Source organism: Variovorax sp. LjRoot130, assembly GCF_964253755.1.
Taxonomy (GTDB): domain Bacteria; phylum Pseudomonadota; class Gammaproteobacteria; order Burkholderiales; family Burkholderiaceae_C; genus Variovorax.
In genome coordinates, this window is the sequence record NZ_CAXURM020000001.1 from 534,752 (window position 1) to 550,958 (window position 16,207).

Here is a 16,207-nt window from a genome sequence, read left to right on the forward strand (position 1 = left end):
TTCTTCCTTATTCCTGGCGTACCCAGGTCTGTGAACGGCCCAGCATTGGCACACCGATGTAGCCGCGCACGCTGAGCTTCTTGCCGTTGTCGGTCAGGCGCACATTGCTGCGGTAGACCTTGCCGTTGTCCGGATCGAGAATCTGGCCGCCGGCATATTCGTCGCCGTCCTTCGTCAGGCCATTCAGAATCACTAGCCCGACGATCGGTGCGTTCTTGTTTGCGCCTTCACACTTGTCGCACTTCGGATTCGGGTCTTCATTCGGAGCCGGGAACACTTTCTCGATCTTGCCCAGCAGGGCTCCATTCGATTCCGTGATTCGGACCAGTGCCCTCGGCTTGCCGCTGACGTCGTCGACGTTCTTCCACAGGCCAATGGGCGACGCCTCGTTTGCCCAGACTGGCGGCATCGTGAGCGCTGCGGCCGCGGTGAAGGCTTTGAACGCGAGCGCGGGCAGGAGCGGGAGGGCAAGAGAGCGAGGGTTGCCAGAGGATTTATATTTATGTCGCATGATGATCATCATATTTGTGGCCGAACGAAAAGCGTCGTTTCTCGGTGGATTTAGGCGGGAGGCAGGTGCTTCAGTGCGGCCTCGCACAGGCTGGCCGATAGTGCGGGCTCGTCGACTGCACGAGCCAACAGCAATGTGCCCACCATGGTGGCGACGGTCACGAGTGCTCGTTCGTGAGCACCGGGCTGCCCCCAGTCAGGCGACTGACGGGCGACAAGATCGATCATTTCCTTGATGTGCCGGGTGGTCACTCGGCGTACTTCGGGTGCCTGGCGCGGCGTCTCCGAGCCCAGGGCGGCCAGGGGACATCCCATTTCAACCTGCTCCAGGTGCTCCCGCGAGAGATAGGTGCGAAGCATGGATGCCAAAGCCTGCTCGGAGGGCGCGCTGGCAACAACGTCCGCCGCTACGGCGGCTGACTCGGCGCACGCCCGATTCGCTGCTTCCGCCAGCATGGCCTCGCGCGACTCGAAATGGGCGTAGAAAGCGCCATGGGTCAGGCCGGCCTCCTTCATGATGTCGGCGACTCCGGTGCCGTCATAGCCGCTACGACGGATCGCCCGTGCAGCTGCGCACACGATGCGCTCGTGTGAAGCTTCCTTGGCTGCCGTTCTGACGTTGTGCTTTGCGTTTCGCATGATGCGCATCATACATGCTTTCGCAAAGCACGTAGCCCCCGGACTCACTCCAACGGGATGCCCGCCTCCTTGACGACCTTGCCCCACTTTGCGAGGTCGGACTTGATCAGCGCGGCGTACTCCTGCGGCGTCCCGCCCTGGATCTCGATGCCCGCGGCCTCCAGCTTGGCCCGCACGTCAGGCAGCTTCAGCGCCGCGTTGATCTCGGCATTGAGCTTGGTGACAATCGCCTTGGGCGTGCCGGCAGGCGCCAGGAACCCGCCATTCGTGTTGGCGTCGTAGCCCTTGAGCCCCTGTTCGTCCGCCGTCGGCACGTCCGGCAGAGACGTTGTTCGCTTGCGGGTCGACACCGCAATTGCGCGTACGTTGCCGGCCTTCACCTGCGACTGGATGGCGCTGATCGTGTCGATGTAGAGCGCAGTGCGCCCGGCCAGCAGATCCGGGTGGGCAGCGGCAGATCCCTTGTAAGGGACCAGCAGCACCTGCGCGCCGCTCGCCATGCGGAACATCTCTGCCGCCATTTCCTGAGCACTGCCGCGGCCAGAGGTGGCGACCTTGGACTGGTCTGGATTGGCCTTCATCCAGGCCACGAACTCGGGCAGTGTCTTGGCGGGAATCTGCGGGTAGATCGCGAACACCAGCGGAACCTCGTGGGTGTAGACGATGGGCTCGAAGCTTTTCTCCGGATCCCAGCCCAGGTTCTTGAACAGGAACTTGTTGATGTTGTGGCTGCCGCCCACGATGCCGATCGTGTAGCCATCGGGCGCTGCTTTGGCAAGGACATCCGTGCCGAGGTTGTTGGATGCGCCAGGCCTGTTGTCGACGACCACCGGCTGACCCATCGACACCGCGAGCTTGTCTCCGACGACGCGGGCAATGGTGTCGATAGCACCGCCCGGCGGGGCGGGCACGATGATCTTGATAGCGCGGGTCGGGTAGGCCTGGGCCGATGCCAAGGTCGGCACCACGGCCAGGGACGCCGAGGCGGCAAGGATCTTGAACAGGGCTCTGAGTTGCATAGGAGTCTCTCTTGTGGGTGGGTAAGTCGGGGCTCGCCCTGGGGCTCAGGTGGTCAGGCTCATCACCGGGCGTTCGCCTGCCAGGGCCTGAGCGAGGCTGTCAAGCACCATCTCGCCCATGGCGGTTCGGGTCTCCCAGGTGGCACTGGCGCGGTGGGCCTGGAGGGTCACGCTGTCGGACTGGCGCAGCGTCAGGGGAACGCGGGGTTCGTCGACGAACACGTCCAAGCCCGCACCAGCAATGCGACCGGCGGCCAGCGCCTCTGTCAGGTCAGCCTCATTGACTAGGCGGCCACGGGCGACGTTGACCAGGAAGCCGCTTGGGCCGAGCGCTTCGAGCACGGCCGCGTTGACGATGCCTTCGGCCGTGTCCGCCGCCGCGCACAGTACCAGCGCGTCGGAGTCACGCGCGAGGTCCACCAGGTACGGCACGAACCGGTGGGGGATGTCGTCCATGGGGTGCAGATCGGTATAGCTGATCGGGCAGCCGAAGGCCGCCGCCCGAGCCGCGACGGCGCGGCCCACCCTCCCCATTCCGACGATTCCAACGCGCATGCCGCTGAACCGGCGCGCGAGTGGGATGGCGCTGGGTTGGGGGCTAAGTTCCCACTGGCCGCCGCGCACGAAGCGGTCGCCGGCACACAGGTTTCGGCAAGCGGCGATCAGCAACCCGATGGCCAGATCGGCCACGTCTTCAGTCAGCGCGCCCAGGGTTGCGGTGACGGGCAGGCCACGGCCTCGGCAGTACGCCAGATCCACAGCGTCGGTGCCGACTCCGTTGACGGCCACGACCTTGAGGCCAGGCAACTGCTCCAGCATCGGTCGCGAAATGCCGGTGTGCCCGCCGGTGATCACGGCGTCGACGGATGCGCCATGTTCGCGCAGCCAGGCTTCGCGGCCGGTTGCCTCGAAGAATTTGTGAACTGTGTAGAGCGATGCGAGCTTGTCGTTGATCGCAGGGATCAGGATCGGATTGAGTTGGAGGACCTGGGGTTTCATGTGAATTCGCTCAACGGGGACAGATGTGTCCCATGTGTTCAAGACGGCTTTTTCAGGATGGGAGTATGTTGTTAATGATTGATTGCTAAGTCAATATTGATGTATAAAATCAACATATAAACTTTCTCGCACCCGACCATGGTTTCCTGGATTTCGATGGACGAGGTGTGCCACCTCCTCGGGGTGCGACCCCAGACGGTTTACGCCTACGTGAGCCGCGGCAAGCTCGAAGTCATGCCCGATCCGGCCGATACGCGCCGTAGCCTGTACCGCGCCGAGGACGTAGCAAGCTTGGCCAAGCGCAAACAGGCCGGCCGCAAACACGAGACCCTGGCCGCCAACACGCTGTTCGGCTCGGAGCCCAGCATCCCGACGGCCCTGTGCGCGTTCTTTCGCGGGCGCCCGTATTACCGCGGCCAGGATGCCGTGAGCCTGGCCCGGTCGGCCACCCTGGAAGACGTGGCTCAACTGTTGTGGGGCGCCGAGCAACCCGCCGACTTTTCGTCCGCTGCGCTGATGCGCTCGGGCAAGCCTGGCCGAGTCGCTGCTTTCACTGCCTTGGCCGGTCTGGCAGCCGCCGGGCATTCCACCCGTGGACGTCTGACACGGGTGCTGCACAACGAGGGCCAGAGTTTGGTGGGTCAGTTGGCCAATGCATTCGGTGCCCAGCCGGGGCGCCAGCCGCTGCACCTGCGCTTTGCGCAAGGGTGGAAACAATCGACCCAGGTGGCTGATTTGCTGCGAACTGTCATGGTGTTGCTGGTCGACCATGAGTTGACAAGTTCAGCCTTTGTCGCGCGCATTGCGGCTTCGACAGGCGCCTCGTTGCCGGCATGCCTTCTGGCCGGATTGACCACGCTGTCGGGCCCGTTGCATGGTGATGCCTCAGGCCGCGTCCAGGCGCTGTTCAGCGAAGTGGAACGACTTGGAGAGGACCAGGTGGTGGCCCACTACCTGTCGACCGGTTTGCCCTTGGCAGGATTTGGTCACCACCTCTATCCCGATGGCGATCCGCGCGCAGCCGCCTTGCTGGCGTTGTTCGAGCCCCCGGAGGTGATCGCGCGCTTCATCCAGAAGGTGACGAACCTGACCGGTTTGCAGCCCAACATCGACGTGGCCCTGGCCGCCCTGGTTGCGCACCATCGACTGCCCGCCGATGCGGCATTTGGCCTGTTTGCAACGGCGCGCAGTGTCGGGTTGCTGGCGCACAGCTTGGAACAACTGGGCGTGGCGCAAGTCATCCGCCCACGCGGGCGCTATGTGGGCCCGATACCCAACATGCCGCAGGGCGCCCGAACTTAGGCGGCCTCTGCCGTTCGAGCTTCTGCCGGCGACCAGGGCCCTTCGAGCGTGTATCGGATCCACCGAATGGTGCCGGCGTGTTGCATGACTGTCGTCGTGCTCAAAGGCAAGGTGAGCTTCGTCTTTCCCCACCACAAGGAAACCTTCGAGGCCGGGGACGCGTACTACGTTCCTCCGGGTCATATTCCGGTGCATTACACGGAGACCGAGATCGTGGAATTCAGCCCGACCGACGTCCTGCAGGAGACGATCAAGGTCGTGATGTCGAACCTGCAACGGGGCGGCGCCTCATGAACTACCGGCTGGCTTACGCCATCGGCTTCCATCCGTGGGCGGATGCCGCCGCCGATCCGCCATTCGTCGCAAAGGCGGCGCAGATGTTCGATCGCGAAGAGCTGGGCCGCCAGCCGCCTTACGGACGTGCGCTCGATCTCGGCACCGGGAGCGGCATCTGGGCATCGAGCTCGCGAAGCGTGGCTGGCAGGTGACTGGCGTGGATCTCGTCGAGAAAGCATTGCGTCGTGCACATGATCGAGTGCGCAGCGCAAGCGTGGAGATGAAGCTCGTCCGGGGTGACGTGACTGCGCTGGGCCGCGCAGGCATCGGCGACGGTTTCCGGTTGATCCTCGATACGGGAGCATTCCATGGCCTTCAACCGGAAGAGCAGATCGCGATGGGGCAGGAAGTCACAGCCGTCTCCGCACCTGACGCAACGGTGCTGCTGTTCGTGTGGCCAAGACGGATTCGGCCCTTGATTCGTGGCGCCTACCGCAGCGACGTCGAAGCCGCGTTTCCCGCCTGGGAGATCACCGACGTGGAGCCTTCGCATTTCAGTTTGCCGATCCTGCTGGAAGTGGTCCTGAGGCCCGACGAGAAGTGGTACCGGCTGCGGAGAAAACTGTCGTTTGACCTGATCAACCGCTGATAGACCGCTTGAAAGAAGCCACTCCCGAGCGTCCGGAGATGGGCCGACCTCGGTCATTTTCTCCGTGACAACACATCATCAGCTTCGTGCCAAGGAGCCTTGGACGCCAGGTGAATATGCTGCTGCTTCAATGGGGTAAATGGCGTGTCGAGCGTACCCAACGAGAACGACATCCAGGAAGCTGCGTCGTCGTGAATACTGTGCCACGCCAAGACCCCAGGCGACGAACTGCGGCCACTATCGCCGCCCTGAGGGCTGACTTCGCACGATCGCATCGTCGGCCTACGCGCGCTCGCCCGAGCTCCTGCTGCTCGGCAATGTCATCCTCGAAGAGCACCAATTGCTCGAAGGAGAAGTAGGGGACGCCTTCGAGCGCTTCGTGCTTCAGCTCCTGAGCGACCAAGGCGTCGAAGTAGGCGAGTTCGCGGCGGCGCTCAAGGCGCTTGGCAAGCTACGAGAAACATTGGCCGAACTGCAGCAACTGCTCGACCAGGCCGCTCGCGCTGCGAGCTGGGGGTGCCTTTGTCAGTCGAGGCCGAGTACCTGCGGGCGATCACGCGTTCTCGCCAAAGTCCAGCAGCACCTTGCAGCTGTAGCGTGGATTGCGCTCGGCAATGTCGAACGCTCCGGCCACGTCACGGAAGTCCACCTTGTGACTGATGATGCGTCCGGGGTCGACCAGCCCACGCTGGATCCAGTCGATCACGGTCGGGAACATCGCGCAGTTCAGGCGCGAGGCGTAGAGCGAGAGCTCCTTCTTTGTCAGTTCCTGCTGCGGAATGGCAGAAGGCGTGGCGGAGAAGCCCAGCACACCGATTCGGCCCGCAGGCGCCGCAATGCGCACCGCCTCTTCGACAATCGTCGGATGGCATACAGCATCGTAGATGAGGGTCGGTCCGCCAACGACACCGCGTTTGGACAGTGCCTCCGGCAGCGATTCACGCGCGGTATTGATGATCTCGTCCTCCGCCGCGCCGCAGTCGAGCGCCAAGGCGAGCCGCTCGTCGAAGTGATCTGTGATGAGCGCGCGAATGCCGTAGACGCGCTTGAGCACCTGCATCAGGTTGAGGCCGATCGGCCCGGCACCGTAGATCAGCGCGACATCGCTGGGAAAGACGCCAGTACGTTGGGTGACGTTCGCGGCCACGGCAAAGGGCTCGATCACCGATGCGCTGGTATCGGCCAAGCCCTTGGGCACCACGTAGGCATTCTTCTCCGGCACGCAGGCGTACTGGCTGAAGCCGCCGTCGCGATGCACGCCGATCACCTGCAGGCGGCTGCAAACGTTCTGCCGCCCGATCAGGCAGGCATGGCACTCCCCACAACTGATGACCGGGTCCACGACCACCGTCTCGCCGATGCGCGCGGCGCTGACGCCGGCGCCCACCGATTCGATGCGACCGACGAACTCGTGGCCGATGACGCGCGGGTAGGAGACGAACGGGTTGTGGCCGTGAAAGATGTGCAGGTCAGAGCCGCAGATGCCCGCGTAGCGCACGCGCACGCGCACCTCGCCGGCCTGGGGCTCGGGCATGGGCCGCTCGCGCACGGCCATGCTGTTGGGTTGATCGACGACGACGCTTAGCATGATGAAATTTCCTGTTGGTTTGAGATGCCGTGGGGCGTGGTCACCAGTTCCACATCGAGCCATCGGCGAGCCGCGCCACGGGCAGATAAGCGCGCTCGTAGGGATACCTGGCCGCCAGCGCCTCGTCGATGTCGACGCCCAGTCCGGGCACTTCGTCCATCACCAGGTAGCCATCCTCGAAGCGATAGTTGTGCGGAAAGACTTCGTCGGTGAGCGCCGTGTGCGGCATCAACTCCTGGATGCCGAAATTGGGAACCCACAGGCCGAAGTTGACGGCTGCCGCCATGCACACCGGCGACAGGTCGGTCGCACCGTGAAACCCGGTGCGCACCTGATACATCGCCGCATAGTCCGCGATGCGGCGCACATGCGTGATGCCACCGGCATGCGTGATGGTCGAGCGGATGTAGTCGATCAGCTGCTCGCTGATCAGGTTCTTGCAGTCCCAGATCGAGTTGAAGACCTCGCCCACGGCCAGCGGGGTGGTGGTGTGCTGGCGGATCAGGCGGAAGGCCTCCTGGTTCTCGGCCGGCGTTGCGTCCTCGATCCAGAACAGGCCATAGGGCTCGAGTTCCTTGCCGAGCCGGCCGGCCTCGATCGGCGTCAGGCGATGGTGGGCGTCATGCAGCAGATGCGTCTCGAAGCCCACCGCCTCGCGCACCTTGCGAAACAGCTCGGGCGTGTGACGCAGGTAGAGCGAGGTGTCCCACGGCTCTTCCGGCGGCAGGCCTTTTTCGGCCGGCTCGTAGAAGCCCTTGGTCTTGCCAACGCCATAGGTCTTCGCCAGACCCGGCACACCGGACTGCACGCGGATCGCCTTGAAGCCCTCTTGCGCGTGCTTGTGCACCGCCTCGATCGCTTCGGCGTGGTCGCGGCCATTGGCGTGGCCGTACACCATCAGGCCGTGCCGGCTCTTGCCGCCGAGCAGCTGGTACACCGGCATGCCCGCGAGCTTGCCCTTGATGTCCCACAGCGCCATGTCGATGGCGGCGATCGCCGTCATCGTGACCGGCCCGCGCCGCCAGTAGGCGCCGCGGTAGAGGTACTGCCAGATGTCCTCGATGTTGCGGGGGTCGCGCCCGATCAGGCAGGGAAACACGTGTTCGTCCAGGTAGGACTTGACGGCCAACTCGCGGCCATTGAGCGTTGCGTCGCCCAGGCCGTGAATGCCCTCGTCCGTGACGATCTTCACCGTCACGAAGTTGCGGCCGGGGCAGGTAACGATCGTCTGGATGCGTTCGATCTTCAATTCAGTCTCCAGGAAGTACGACGATGCTCAGAGGAATCCGACCGAGAACCAGGGCACGAACACCAGCAGCAGGAGCGCGAGGAACAGCGCCGCCATGTGGGGCCAGACACGCGGCATCGCGACGTCCGGCGGCACCCGGCCGATCGCACAGGCCGCATAGAAGCCGACCCCGAACGGTGGCGCGAACAGGCCGAGGCCCATCGCGAAGATCACGACCATCGCGTAGTGCACCTCGTTGACGCCGACGAGCTTGGCGATGGGGAACAGCAGCGGCCCGAACAGCACGATCGCGGGGATGCCCTCGAGCAGGCTGCCCAGCACCACGAACGCCAGAGCGGACACCAGCAGGAAGCCCACCTTGCCGCCCGGCACCGCGGTCATGATCTTGACCAGGTCCTGCGCAAAGCCCGACTGCGTCAGCGCCCACGCCATGGCGGTGGCGCAGCCGACGATCAGCAGGATCGCCCCCGACAGGCACGCCGTGTCGAGCAGCATGGGGTAGATTCGGCGCCAGTCGAACTGACGGTAGATGCAGATGCCCGCGAGTACGGTGTAGAAGATGCCGATCGTCGACACCTCGGTCGCGGTGGCCACGCCCTCGACCACCGCGGTGCGGATGATCACAGGCAGCGCGAGCGCCGGCAGCGCCACCAGCAGCAGTTTGCCGACCTGCTGGCGCGTCGCCTTGGTGACGCCCGACATGTCTTCGCCGCGCGTCTGCCACCAGACGACGCATGCCATCAGCACCAGACCGACGACGGCCGGCATCAGGCCGCCAATGAACAGTGAGGTGATCGACACGCCGGTCACTGAGCCGACCGTGATGAGCACGATGCTCGGCGGGATGGTTTCCGACATGGCGCCCGAGGCCGACAGCAAGCCGATCAGGTCGCCATCCTTGCTGCCGCGTTTCTTCATCTCGGGGAACAGCGCCGGGGCAACTGCAGCCATGTCGGCCGCCTTGGCACCCGAGATACCGGACACGATGTACATCGCGCCCAGCAGCACGTACTGCAGGCCGCCGCGTACGTGGCCGATCAGGCTCACGAGGAAATTGATCATCGCGCGGGCCAGGCCGGTCATCTCGATCAGCGAGCCCAGGAAGACGAAGAGCGGCACGGCCAGAAGGATCAGGTGAGACATGCCTTCCTGCATGCGGTTGGGCATGATCGACATCGGCGTGCTGGTGGAGAACGCCAGGTACGACATCGTTGCCAGGCCGAACGCGAAGGCGATGGGAACGCCGATCACGATCGCGCCGACGAGCATGACCAGAAAGAAGATCACCAGGTTGATGTTTCCCAAACCGGCCAGCGTCGGCGACAGCAGCCACAGCGCCGCGCCGCCCAGCGCCACAGCACCACCGGTGAGCGCAATTTGCTTCCAGCTCGCCTGCTCGAAGAGCCGCGTCATGGCGGTCACCAGCATCAGCGCCGTGCCTGCGAACACAGCCCCTGCGCGCCATCCCTCGCTGATCCCGAGCACCGGCGTCGAGACCTCGATCTCTCCGTGCCAATGCTCCCAGGCCGGACCGACCAACATGACCAGGAACGCGACCACCAGGCACATGCCGAGCGCATCGAGCCAGGCGCGCCTTGCGGGCGGCAGATCCTTGATGAAGGTCGTCAGGTGCATGTGGGCGGTGCGCCGCAATGCAATGCACGACCCGAGCACCGCCAGCCACAGGAACAGGATGCTGGCGAGTTCGTCGGTCCAGGTGATCGGGTCATGCAACGCGTAGCGCGCGAAGGCGCCGCCACCCAGGATCAGAACTTCGGCCACCACGATGGCGGCAGCGGGAATCTCGGTCACCCAAGCCAGCAACCGGTCGAACCAGCGCGAAGTGGCAGGCGTGGCAATAGCGAGCGGATCGACAGTGGACTGCATGGGGCGCTCCTGATCGGGATGGTTGGCCGTGCGGGCGTCAGACGAGCTTGCCCGAATACTTCTCGAGCTTGGCCCAGGCCTCGTCGCCGTACTTGCCCTTCCACTCGGTATAGAAGCCCGCGGTCTTGAGCATGTCGCGGAACGGTCCCGGATCGGGTTTGTTGAAGGTCACGCCCAGCTTGGTCAGTTGGGCCTGCGCGTCGGCGTTCAGCCTCGCGATGTCCTCGCGCTGCTTGAGGGCGGCAGCGTTGAGATTTTTCGACAGCGACTCCTGAACCTCCTTCGGCAAGGCCTGCAGCTTCTTCGCGTTGCCAAAGATGAAGTGGCCGTCCCAGGTATGAGCCGTCAGCGAACAGTACTTCTGAACTTCGTAGAGCTTGGCACTCTGGATCAGCGCGAGCGGATTCTCCTGCCCGTCGACCACCTTGGTCTGCAGCGACGAGTAGAGCTCGCCGAACGGAATCGCGGTCGGCGATGCGCCCATGGCCTTGAACATCGAGATCCACAGCGGGATGCCCGGCACGCGGATCTTGAAACCTTTCAGGTCGGCCGGCGAGACGATGGGCTTGCTGGCCGACGTGATATTGCGGTAGCCGTTGTCGAGGCACTTTTCATAGGCATGCAGGTTCGCCTTGGCCAGCGCGGATCGGACATGGGCGCCCAGATCGCCGTCCATCGCGGCCCACACCGCGTCATAGTCCTTGAACGCGAAGGCCACGCCGTTGATGCCAGCGGTTGCCACCAGCGTCTGCAGATTGGTGCCGGCGGTGGACATGATGTCGATCGCGCCGGCGCGCGTCTGCGAAATCATGTCCGGCTCGCTGCCGAGCTGACTGGTCGGGTAGACCTGCAAGTCGACCCGGCCGCCGGTGTCCTTGCGTATCGCTTCGGCCGCTTCCTTGATGCGCAAGGTGCCGGGATGGTCGGCCGGGAAGGCGGTGCCGTACTTGAGCTTGATCTCGCTTTGCGCAAAAGCGAAGCGGGCTGGGAGCGTGGCGGCCACGCCGGTGACGGCGACGGCGGTGGCGAACTGGCGGCGAGTGGGCGCGAAGGTCATGACAAGGTCTCCGTTGGGTCTTCTGGGTCGGTGGTGCGGGATGCGCGATTCAGGTGGACAGCAACGCCGTCATGCCGCCTTGGCGCAGCGTGGACAGGTGCCGCGCCAGACGGCCGGCAAAGACCGGCGGCCAAGGCCCCGTGCCGAAGACGGCGCTGTGCGCCAACGCGGCGTTCGCCGCGTCGGTGTCGTTGGCGGCCCGCCGCAGGCGCGCAGCGAGCGCCTCGGCGCCCGGGTCGCTGATGACCAGTGCTGCGCCGTTGTCGCTGTGCCCGGCGGCCAGGTAGTGCAGCCAGATCGCCAATGCGCGCTCGAGTTGCGGGCGCTCCACCCCCGCCACGAGGCTCTCGCGCAAGGCTGGCAGCCAGCGCACCGGTATCTTCTGGGTCCCGTCCATGGCGATCTGCTGCGTGCGGTGGGCCAGCGCCGGATTCTCGAAACGCCTGAGCAATTCGTGGCAATAGGCCAGTACGTCATAACCGGATGGGGCCGCCACGCTCGCGCGCAGATCCTCCAGCATCAGCCGACGCGCGAAGCCGCCGACCAGAGGATGCGCCATGGCGTCGGACACCGTCTCCAGTCCGCCCATCTGGCCGGCGTAGGCGAGCGCCGAGTGCGTGCCATTGAGCAGGCGCAGCTTCATCGCCTGATAGGGACGCACGTCGCTGGTGAGCAGGGCGCCAGCGTCCTCCCAGGCCGGTCGAATGCCGGCGAAGCGGTCTTCGATCACCCACTGGGTGAACGGCTCGCAGACGATGGCCGCCTCGTCACGAAGGCCGAGCCGAGCGGCGGCCCATTCGAGCGAGACGGGCGTCGCCGCCGGCACGATGCGGTCGACCATGCTGTTGGGGCAGCCGATCTCGGCTTCGATGCGGCGTGCAAGCTTCGCATCGAACAGGTCCGCGTACTGCACCAGCAGCTTGCGCAAGGTGTCGCCATTGCTGGCCATGTTGTCGCAGCACACCAGCGTCAACGGGGCGCCGGCGGAGCGGCGGCGGATGCCTGCGGCCAACACGCCCAGCGTCGTTCGCGGCGTCTGCGGATTCGCGATGTCGTGGCGCACAAGGACGTCGTCGATGTCGAGGTCGGCGCTGGCCGGGTTCTGGCTGTAGCCCTTTTCAGTGACGGTGCTGGTCACGATGGCCGTCGCCGGACTGGAGATGGCCGCGATGACCTGCTCAAGTTGCCTGGGTGCGTACAGGGCGTCGCATAACGCACCGACAACCCGTGTGCGTGCATCGTCGCCGTGGCGCTCGGTCACCGAATACAGGTGGTCTTGCGCTGCCAGCGCCTCGGAAACGCGCGGGTCGCGCAGGCTCACCCCGACGATGCCCCAGCGAAGGTCGCCCCGCGCGACGACCGCCTCGGTGTAGAGCGCCTGATGGGCACGGTGAAACGCGCCCAGTCCGAGATGCACGATGCCCCGCGCCAGGCCGCCGCGGTCGTAGTGCGGGCGCGCGATGCCGTCGCCGAGATCGCGCAGGCCGCGCTGCGAGAGCCGCGAGTTCTGATCTGCTGACAAGGGCACTTCGGCGTCTCCGATTATTCACCACAGTACCATGGTGGCATGGCACGATGCGAGGAGTCTACGAATCAATCCGGGCGTGAAGTACCGGTAGAAACCCGGATAGGGTCGCGATCATGGCGTGCACTACCATGGTGTAAAGTGACTCATCCCACCAGAGAAGCACCCATCCGATGACCGCCCGAGTCCTTGCCAGCAACCCCCACCATGCCAATGCGCAGCATGTCGAAGACCCTTTGGTTGCGGCGCTGGCCGGTTTCAAGCTCGACCCCGCGCGCTCCTATACCGCGCAGGTGCACAGCCAGCTGCAAGAAGCCATCGTGCGCGGCGTCTTGCCCCCGCGCACGGCGCTCTCGGAAGCGACGATCTCCAAGCTGATCGATGTGAGCCGCACGCCGGTGCGTGAAGCGCTGGCGCAACTGGCTGATGAACAGATGGTGCTGATCTACCGTCAGGTCGGCACGATCGTGGCACCCGTGCGCATGTCGCTGCTCGAGGAAGGCCGCTTCGTGCGCAGCACGCTGGAATGCGCGAGCCATGTGCAACTCGCCCAGACCATCACACCGGCGCAACTCAACGAATTCGGCCAGATCGTCGCGCGCCAGCGCGACGCTGTCGCGAGCGGCGAGATCGATCGCTTTTCCGAGCTGGACGAGTTGATGCATCGGCGGCTGTTCGAGTTTGCAGGTCGCGAACACGTCTGGGCCATGCTGGAACCTATCAAGCGCCAGTTCGACCGCGTGCGTTGGCTGCTGCTGGGCCACGTGGCCGGCCATGCCGAGCGCGCGCTGAAGGAACACGAGCAGATGCTGGCGCAGATGGCGTCGCGCGACGTGGCCGGTCTGGGCGCGAGCGTCGCCGCCCATATCAATCACATCACCGCACACCTCACGGCGCTGCGCGAACATGCGCCCGCGAGCTACTTCGCCGACTGACCGATCCCTGGCTTGACCTCAGCGTCCAGCAAAGGTGGATAGTCTTCCCTGGGTTCGTGCGCCACGGACCTGCTCTGACGCAACCTCAGCCTCGGCGACTGGATGCTGCGGCGGCCGACCTTCAGGAGCTGGATTGATGGCGCGCAATCGCTGCCTGCAGTTCTGCGAGCAGGCGCGGATCGTGCGTGGCGCGCTCCAGGAAGCGCTCGTCGGCCAAGGCGCTGGCACGGCGCCGCGCCAAATCCTGCACCGCGGCGGCGGCACGGCCCCAAATCTGGTTGACCAAGGAAAACGCGGTGTTTCCCATTGCGCGCTGCGGACGCAGGTCGACGAAAGAAGTCATCGTGTTCCTCCCAGGAACGAGTGGCCGAGGCCGAAGACGGAATATTAGGGTTTTCCCTTATTCCTGGGAAGTTCAGCTTCCTGATGTTTGTCATTCAGAGCGCTGATAGCGGCCTTTTTCGATTGCGTTGCCCCGAACGCGCGGGGGCCGTAGGGAAACAGCGGGGCACGTGGGGGAAACAGAGGGGAAGCGCACCCGCACGTCTGGGCGCTAGGGGCATGGCGCCGTGGCCTCCACCTGTTAATGAAGTTGCTATGCTGTGGCGCATCGTCGCTCGCTTGGGGCGTTGCGCCAGCGCGACATCTTGAATTTCGTCGGTATTTTTGTATCCGGGAAGCCGAAGCCGCCAAGGTTCAGCATTCATGCGGGGTGCCAAGGGGTTTGTGATTCCTCGCGGCATTTCCTTCAGGCCTTCCCATCTCCACGCGGAGGGCCTCTTGACCTACCAACTCCACTACTGGCCCACCATCCAGGGCCGCGGCGAATTCGTGCGCCTCGCGCTCGAGGCAGCTGGCGCCGCGTATGTCGACGTGGCGCGCGAGCCGCCGGGCAAAGGCGGCGGCGAGGCCGCGCTCGCGCGGCGGCTTAGCGATCCGGACAATCCGCGCGCGGCCTTCGCGCCGCCCTTCCTCGTCGACGGCGACATCGTGGTCGGCCAGACCGCCGCGATCCTGCTCTACCTCGGCCCGCGGCTCGGGCTCGCCGGCATCGGCGAGGCCGACGGGCTCTGGACGCACCAGCTGCAGCTCACCATAGCCGACATGGTGGCCGAGGTGCACGACACGCACCATCCGATCTCGGTCGGCCGCTACTACGAAGACCAGCGCGAGGCCGCGCTGGAGCGCGCCAAGTGCTTTCGCGAAGAGCGGATTCCGAAATTCCTCGGCTGGTTCGAGCGCGTGCTCGAGCGCAATCCCGCGGGCGACCTCCACTTGGTCGGCGATACGCTGACTTACGCCGACCTGTCGCTGTTCCAGCTGGTGGCGGGTCTGCGCTATGCCTTTTCGAAGGCCACGGCGCGCGTGTTGGCCGAGACGCCCGCGGTCGCCAAGCTGCATGCCAACGTGGGCCGCCGCCAGCGCGTGCACGACTACCTGCAGAGCCCGCGTCGCATCGCCTTCAACGAAGACGGTATCTTCAGGCGCTATCCGGAACTCGACGGTTAGGGCCTGTTAACGCTATTTGCGGGGACCGCACGCACGGCGTCGCGCGCTTTGATTGGCACGCCCTGGCATGCCTTCGCGACCCCGCAAATAGCGTTAGGCCCTAGTCGCTGGGCTCGTCGCGCAGGCGCAGCGCGGTGTCGTAGAGCGCATTGCGCGGCGCGCCGCTGATTTCGGCCGCAAGCCGCACCGCGCTCTTGAGCGGCAGCTCGGCAAGCAGCAGCCGCAGCACGCGTTCGGCTTCGGCATTGCCATCGTCCTCTGCCACGGCCTTCGGATGCAGCACCAGCGCGAACTCGCCGCGCGTGCGGTCGCGGCCGGCTGCAAACCAGTCGGGCAGGGCGGCAGCGGCGACCGTGGCGATCTCCTCGAACTGCTTGGTGAGTTCGCGGCCCACCGTCACACGCCGCTCGCCCAGAATGGCCAGCGCGCGTGCCAGCGCTTCGATGCGGTGCGGCGCTTCGAGCAGCACCACGCTGCGCGGCTCGGCGGCCAGTGCCTGCACGGCGGCATCGCGCTCACCGGACTTGCTGGGCAGGAAGCCGGCGAACACGAAAGCGCTGCCCGCATCGCCCGCCGCGACCAGCCCGGCCGCACCGATCAGCGTCGTCACGCTGCTCGCGCCGGGCAGCGGCAGCACCCGGTAGCCTGCCTCGCGCACGGCCGCGACCAGGCGCGCGCCCGGGTCGCTCACACCGGGCGTGCCGGCATCGCTGACATAGGCGATGCGTTCACCGCGCGCGAGCCGCGCGATCACCGCCTGTGCCGCCTCGGCCTCGTTGTGCTGATGCAGGGCGAGCAGCTGGGCCGAGGGGCGATCGATGCCATAGGCGCGCAGCAGGCTCTGGGTGTGGCGCGTGTCCTCGCAGGCGACGGCATCGACCAGCTGCAGCACCTGCAGTGCGCGCAGCGTGATGTCTGCCAGGTTGCCGATCGGCGTGGCGACGACATAGAGCGTCGCTTGCGGATAATGCTGCGCACCCGCAGCATCGCGCGCGGCCTGCAGGGCGGCGCCGAACGAAGCGGGGGCGAGAGAGTTCAATGGGTTTTCTCCAGAACAAGACGG

17 protein-coding genes are annotated in these 16,207 nt (G+C 65.3%); 6 read left to right on the forward strand and 11 right to left on the reverse strand.

The annotated features are described in order from the left end of the window. Nucleotides 1-7 precede the first annotated feature (7 nt). Genes ACSQ86_RS02800 through ACSQ86_RS02815 form a run of 4 tightly spaced genes read right to left on the reverse strand, consistent with a single transcriptional unit; the run spans nt 8 to nt 3,167 of the window. Entirely contained in the window at nt 8-523 is a 516-nt protein-coding gene (locus tag ACSQ86_RS02800; protein WP_436308448.1) for a DUF2147 domain-containing protein, read from the reverse strand. 38 nt (nt 524-561) lie between these two features. Next, nucleotides 562-1,161 (reverse strand): TetR/AcrR family transcriptional regulator, encoded by a 600-nt coding sequence (locus ACSQ86_RS02805; protein WP_436308449.1) that lies wholly within the window; start codon nt 1,159-1,161, stop codon nt 562-564. Nucleotides 1,162-1,193: 32 nt separating this feature from the next. Beyond that, entirely contained in the window at nt 1,194-2,168 is a 975-nt protein-coding gene (locus ACSQ86_RS02810; protein WP_436308450.1) for a Bug family tripartite tricarboxylate transporter substrate binding protein, read from the reverse strand. Between the two features lie 45 nt (nt 2,169-2,213). Continuing rightward, nucleotides 2,214-3,167 (reverse strand): 2-hydroxyacid dehydrogenase, encoded by a 954-nt coding sequence (locus ACSQ86_RS02815; RefSeq protein WP_436308451.1) that lies wholly within the window; start codon nt 3,165-3,167, stop codon nt 2,214-2,216. 138 nt (nt 3,168-3,305) lie between these two features. Between ACSQ86_RS02815 and ACSQ86_RS02820 the strand changes: the two genes are divergently transcribed. The 4 genes from ACSQ86_RS02820 (at nt 3,306) to ACSQ86_RS02835 (ending at nt 5,394) form a co-directional block, all read left to right on the forward strand. After that, nucleotides 3,306-4,469 carry a citrate/2-methylcitrate synthase gene (locus ACSQ86_RS02820; RefSeq protein WP_436302607.1) on the forward strand — a complete coding sequence of 388 codons (1,164 nt, stop codon included), beginning with the start codon at nt 3,306-3,308 and terminating at the stop codon, nt 4,467-4,469. 84 nt (nt 4,470-4,553) lie between these two features. Next, nucleotides 4,554-4,763, forward strand: coding sequence for a hypothetical protein (locus ACSQ86_RS02825; protein ID WP_436308452.1), 210 nt, complete (start codon nt 4,554-4,556; stop codon nt 4,761-4,763). Further along, nucleotides 4,760-4,957: a hypothetical protein gene (locus ACSQ86_RS02830; protein ID WP_436308453.1), complete on the forward strand. Its 198-nt coding sequence runs from the start codon at nt 4,760-4,762 to the stop codon at nt 4,955-4,957. The genes ACSQ86_RS02825 and ACSQ86_RS02830 overlap by 4 nt, the downstream gene beginning before the upstream one ends. A gap of 5 nt (nt 4,958-4,962) precedes the next feature. Beyond that, the gene (locus tag ACSQ86_RS02835; protein WP_436308454.1) at nt 4,963-5,394 is read left to right on the forward strand and encodes a class I SAM-dependent methyltransferase; all 432 of its coding nucleotides are present in this window, start codon (nt 4,963-4,965) and stop codon (nt 5,392-5,394) included. A gap of 553 nt (nt 5,395-5,947) precedes the next feature. Here ACSQ86_RS02835 and ACSQ86_RS02840 read toward each other — a convergent pair. From ACSQ86_RS02840 to ACSQ86_RS02860, 5 genes are read right to left on the reverse strand one after another with little or no spacing between them, the layout of a single operon-like run. After that, nucleotides 5,948-6,982 carry a Zn-dependent oxidoreductase gene (locus tag ACSQ86_RS02840; RefSeq protein WP_436308455.1) on the reverse strand — a complete coding sequence of 345 codons (1,035 nt, stop codon included), beginning with the start codon at nt 6,980-6,982 and terminating at the stop codon, nt 5,948-5,950. 40 nt (nt 6,983-7,022) lie between these two features. Next, nucleotides 7,023-8,231: a D-mannonate dehydratase ManD gene (gene manD, locus ACSQ86_RS02845; RefSeq protein WP_093105041.1), complete on the reverse strand. Its 1,209-nt coding sequence runs from the start codon at nt 8,229-8,231 to the stop codon at nt 7,023-7,025. 27 nt (nt 8,232-8,258) lie between these two features. Beyond that, entirely contained in the window at nt 8,259-10,118 is a 1,860-nt protein-coding gene (locus ACSQ86_RS02850; protein WP_436308456.1) for a TRAP transporter large permease, read from the reverse strand. Between the two features lie 37 nt (nt 10,119-10,155). After that, nucleotides 10,156-11,175 carry a TRAP transporter substrate-binding protein gene (locus ACSQ86_RS02855; RefSeq protein ID WP_436302615.1) on the reverse strand — a complete coding sequence of 340 codons (1,020 nt, stop codon included), beginning with the start codon at nt 11,173-11,175 and terminating at the stop codon, nt 10,156-10,158. Nucleotides 11,176-11,224: 49 nt separating this feature from the next. Then, a complete protein-coding gene (locus ACSQ86_RS02860; protein ID WP_436308457.1) occupies nt 11,225-12,697 on the reverse strand; it encodes a mannitol dehydrogenase family protein in 1,473 nt (490 codons plus the stop codon). Nucleotides 12,698-12,873: 176 nt separating this feature from the next. Here ACSQ86_RS02860 and ACSQ86_RS02865 point away from each other — a divergent pair, with 176 nt between their 5' ends. Beyond that, complete coding sequence (locus ACSQ86_RS02865; protein ID WP_436302617.1) at nt 12,874-13,635, forward strand: GntR family transcriptional regulator; 762 nt, start codon at nt 12,874-12,876, stop codon at nt 13,633-13,635. Between the two features lie 121 nt (nt 13,636-13,756). Here the strand turns inward: ACSQ86_RS02865 and ACSQ86_RS02870 are convergent, their stop codons facing one another. Then, on the reverse strand, nt 13,757-13,978 hold the full coding sequence (locus ACSQ86_RS02870; protein WP_093105053.1) for a hypothetical protein: 222 nt from the start codon (nt 13,976-13,978) through the stop codon (nt 13,757-13,759). A gap of 437 nt (nt 13,979-14,415) precedes the next feature. Here ACSQ86_RS02870 and ACSQ86_RS02875 point away from each other — a divergent pair, with 437 nt between their 5' ends. Then, complete coding sequence (locus tag ACSQ86_RS02875; protein ID WP_436308458.1) at nt 14,416-15,144, forward strand: glutathione S-transferase; 729 nt, start codon at nt 14,416-14,418, stop codon at nt 15,142-15,144. A 100-nt stretch (nt 15,145-15,244) separates the two neighbouring features. Here the strand turns inward: ACSQ86_RS02875 and rsmI are convergent, their stop codons facing one another. Then, nucleotides 15,245-16,183, reverse strand: coding sequence for a 16S rRNA (cytidine(1402)-2'-O)-methyltransferase (gene rsmI / locus ACSQ86_RS02880; RefSeq protein WP_436302619.1), 939 nt, complete (start codon nt 16,181-16,183; stop codon nt 15,245-15,247). Nucleotides 16,184-16,207 lie beyond the last annotated feature (24 nt).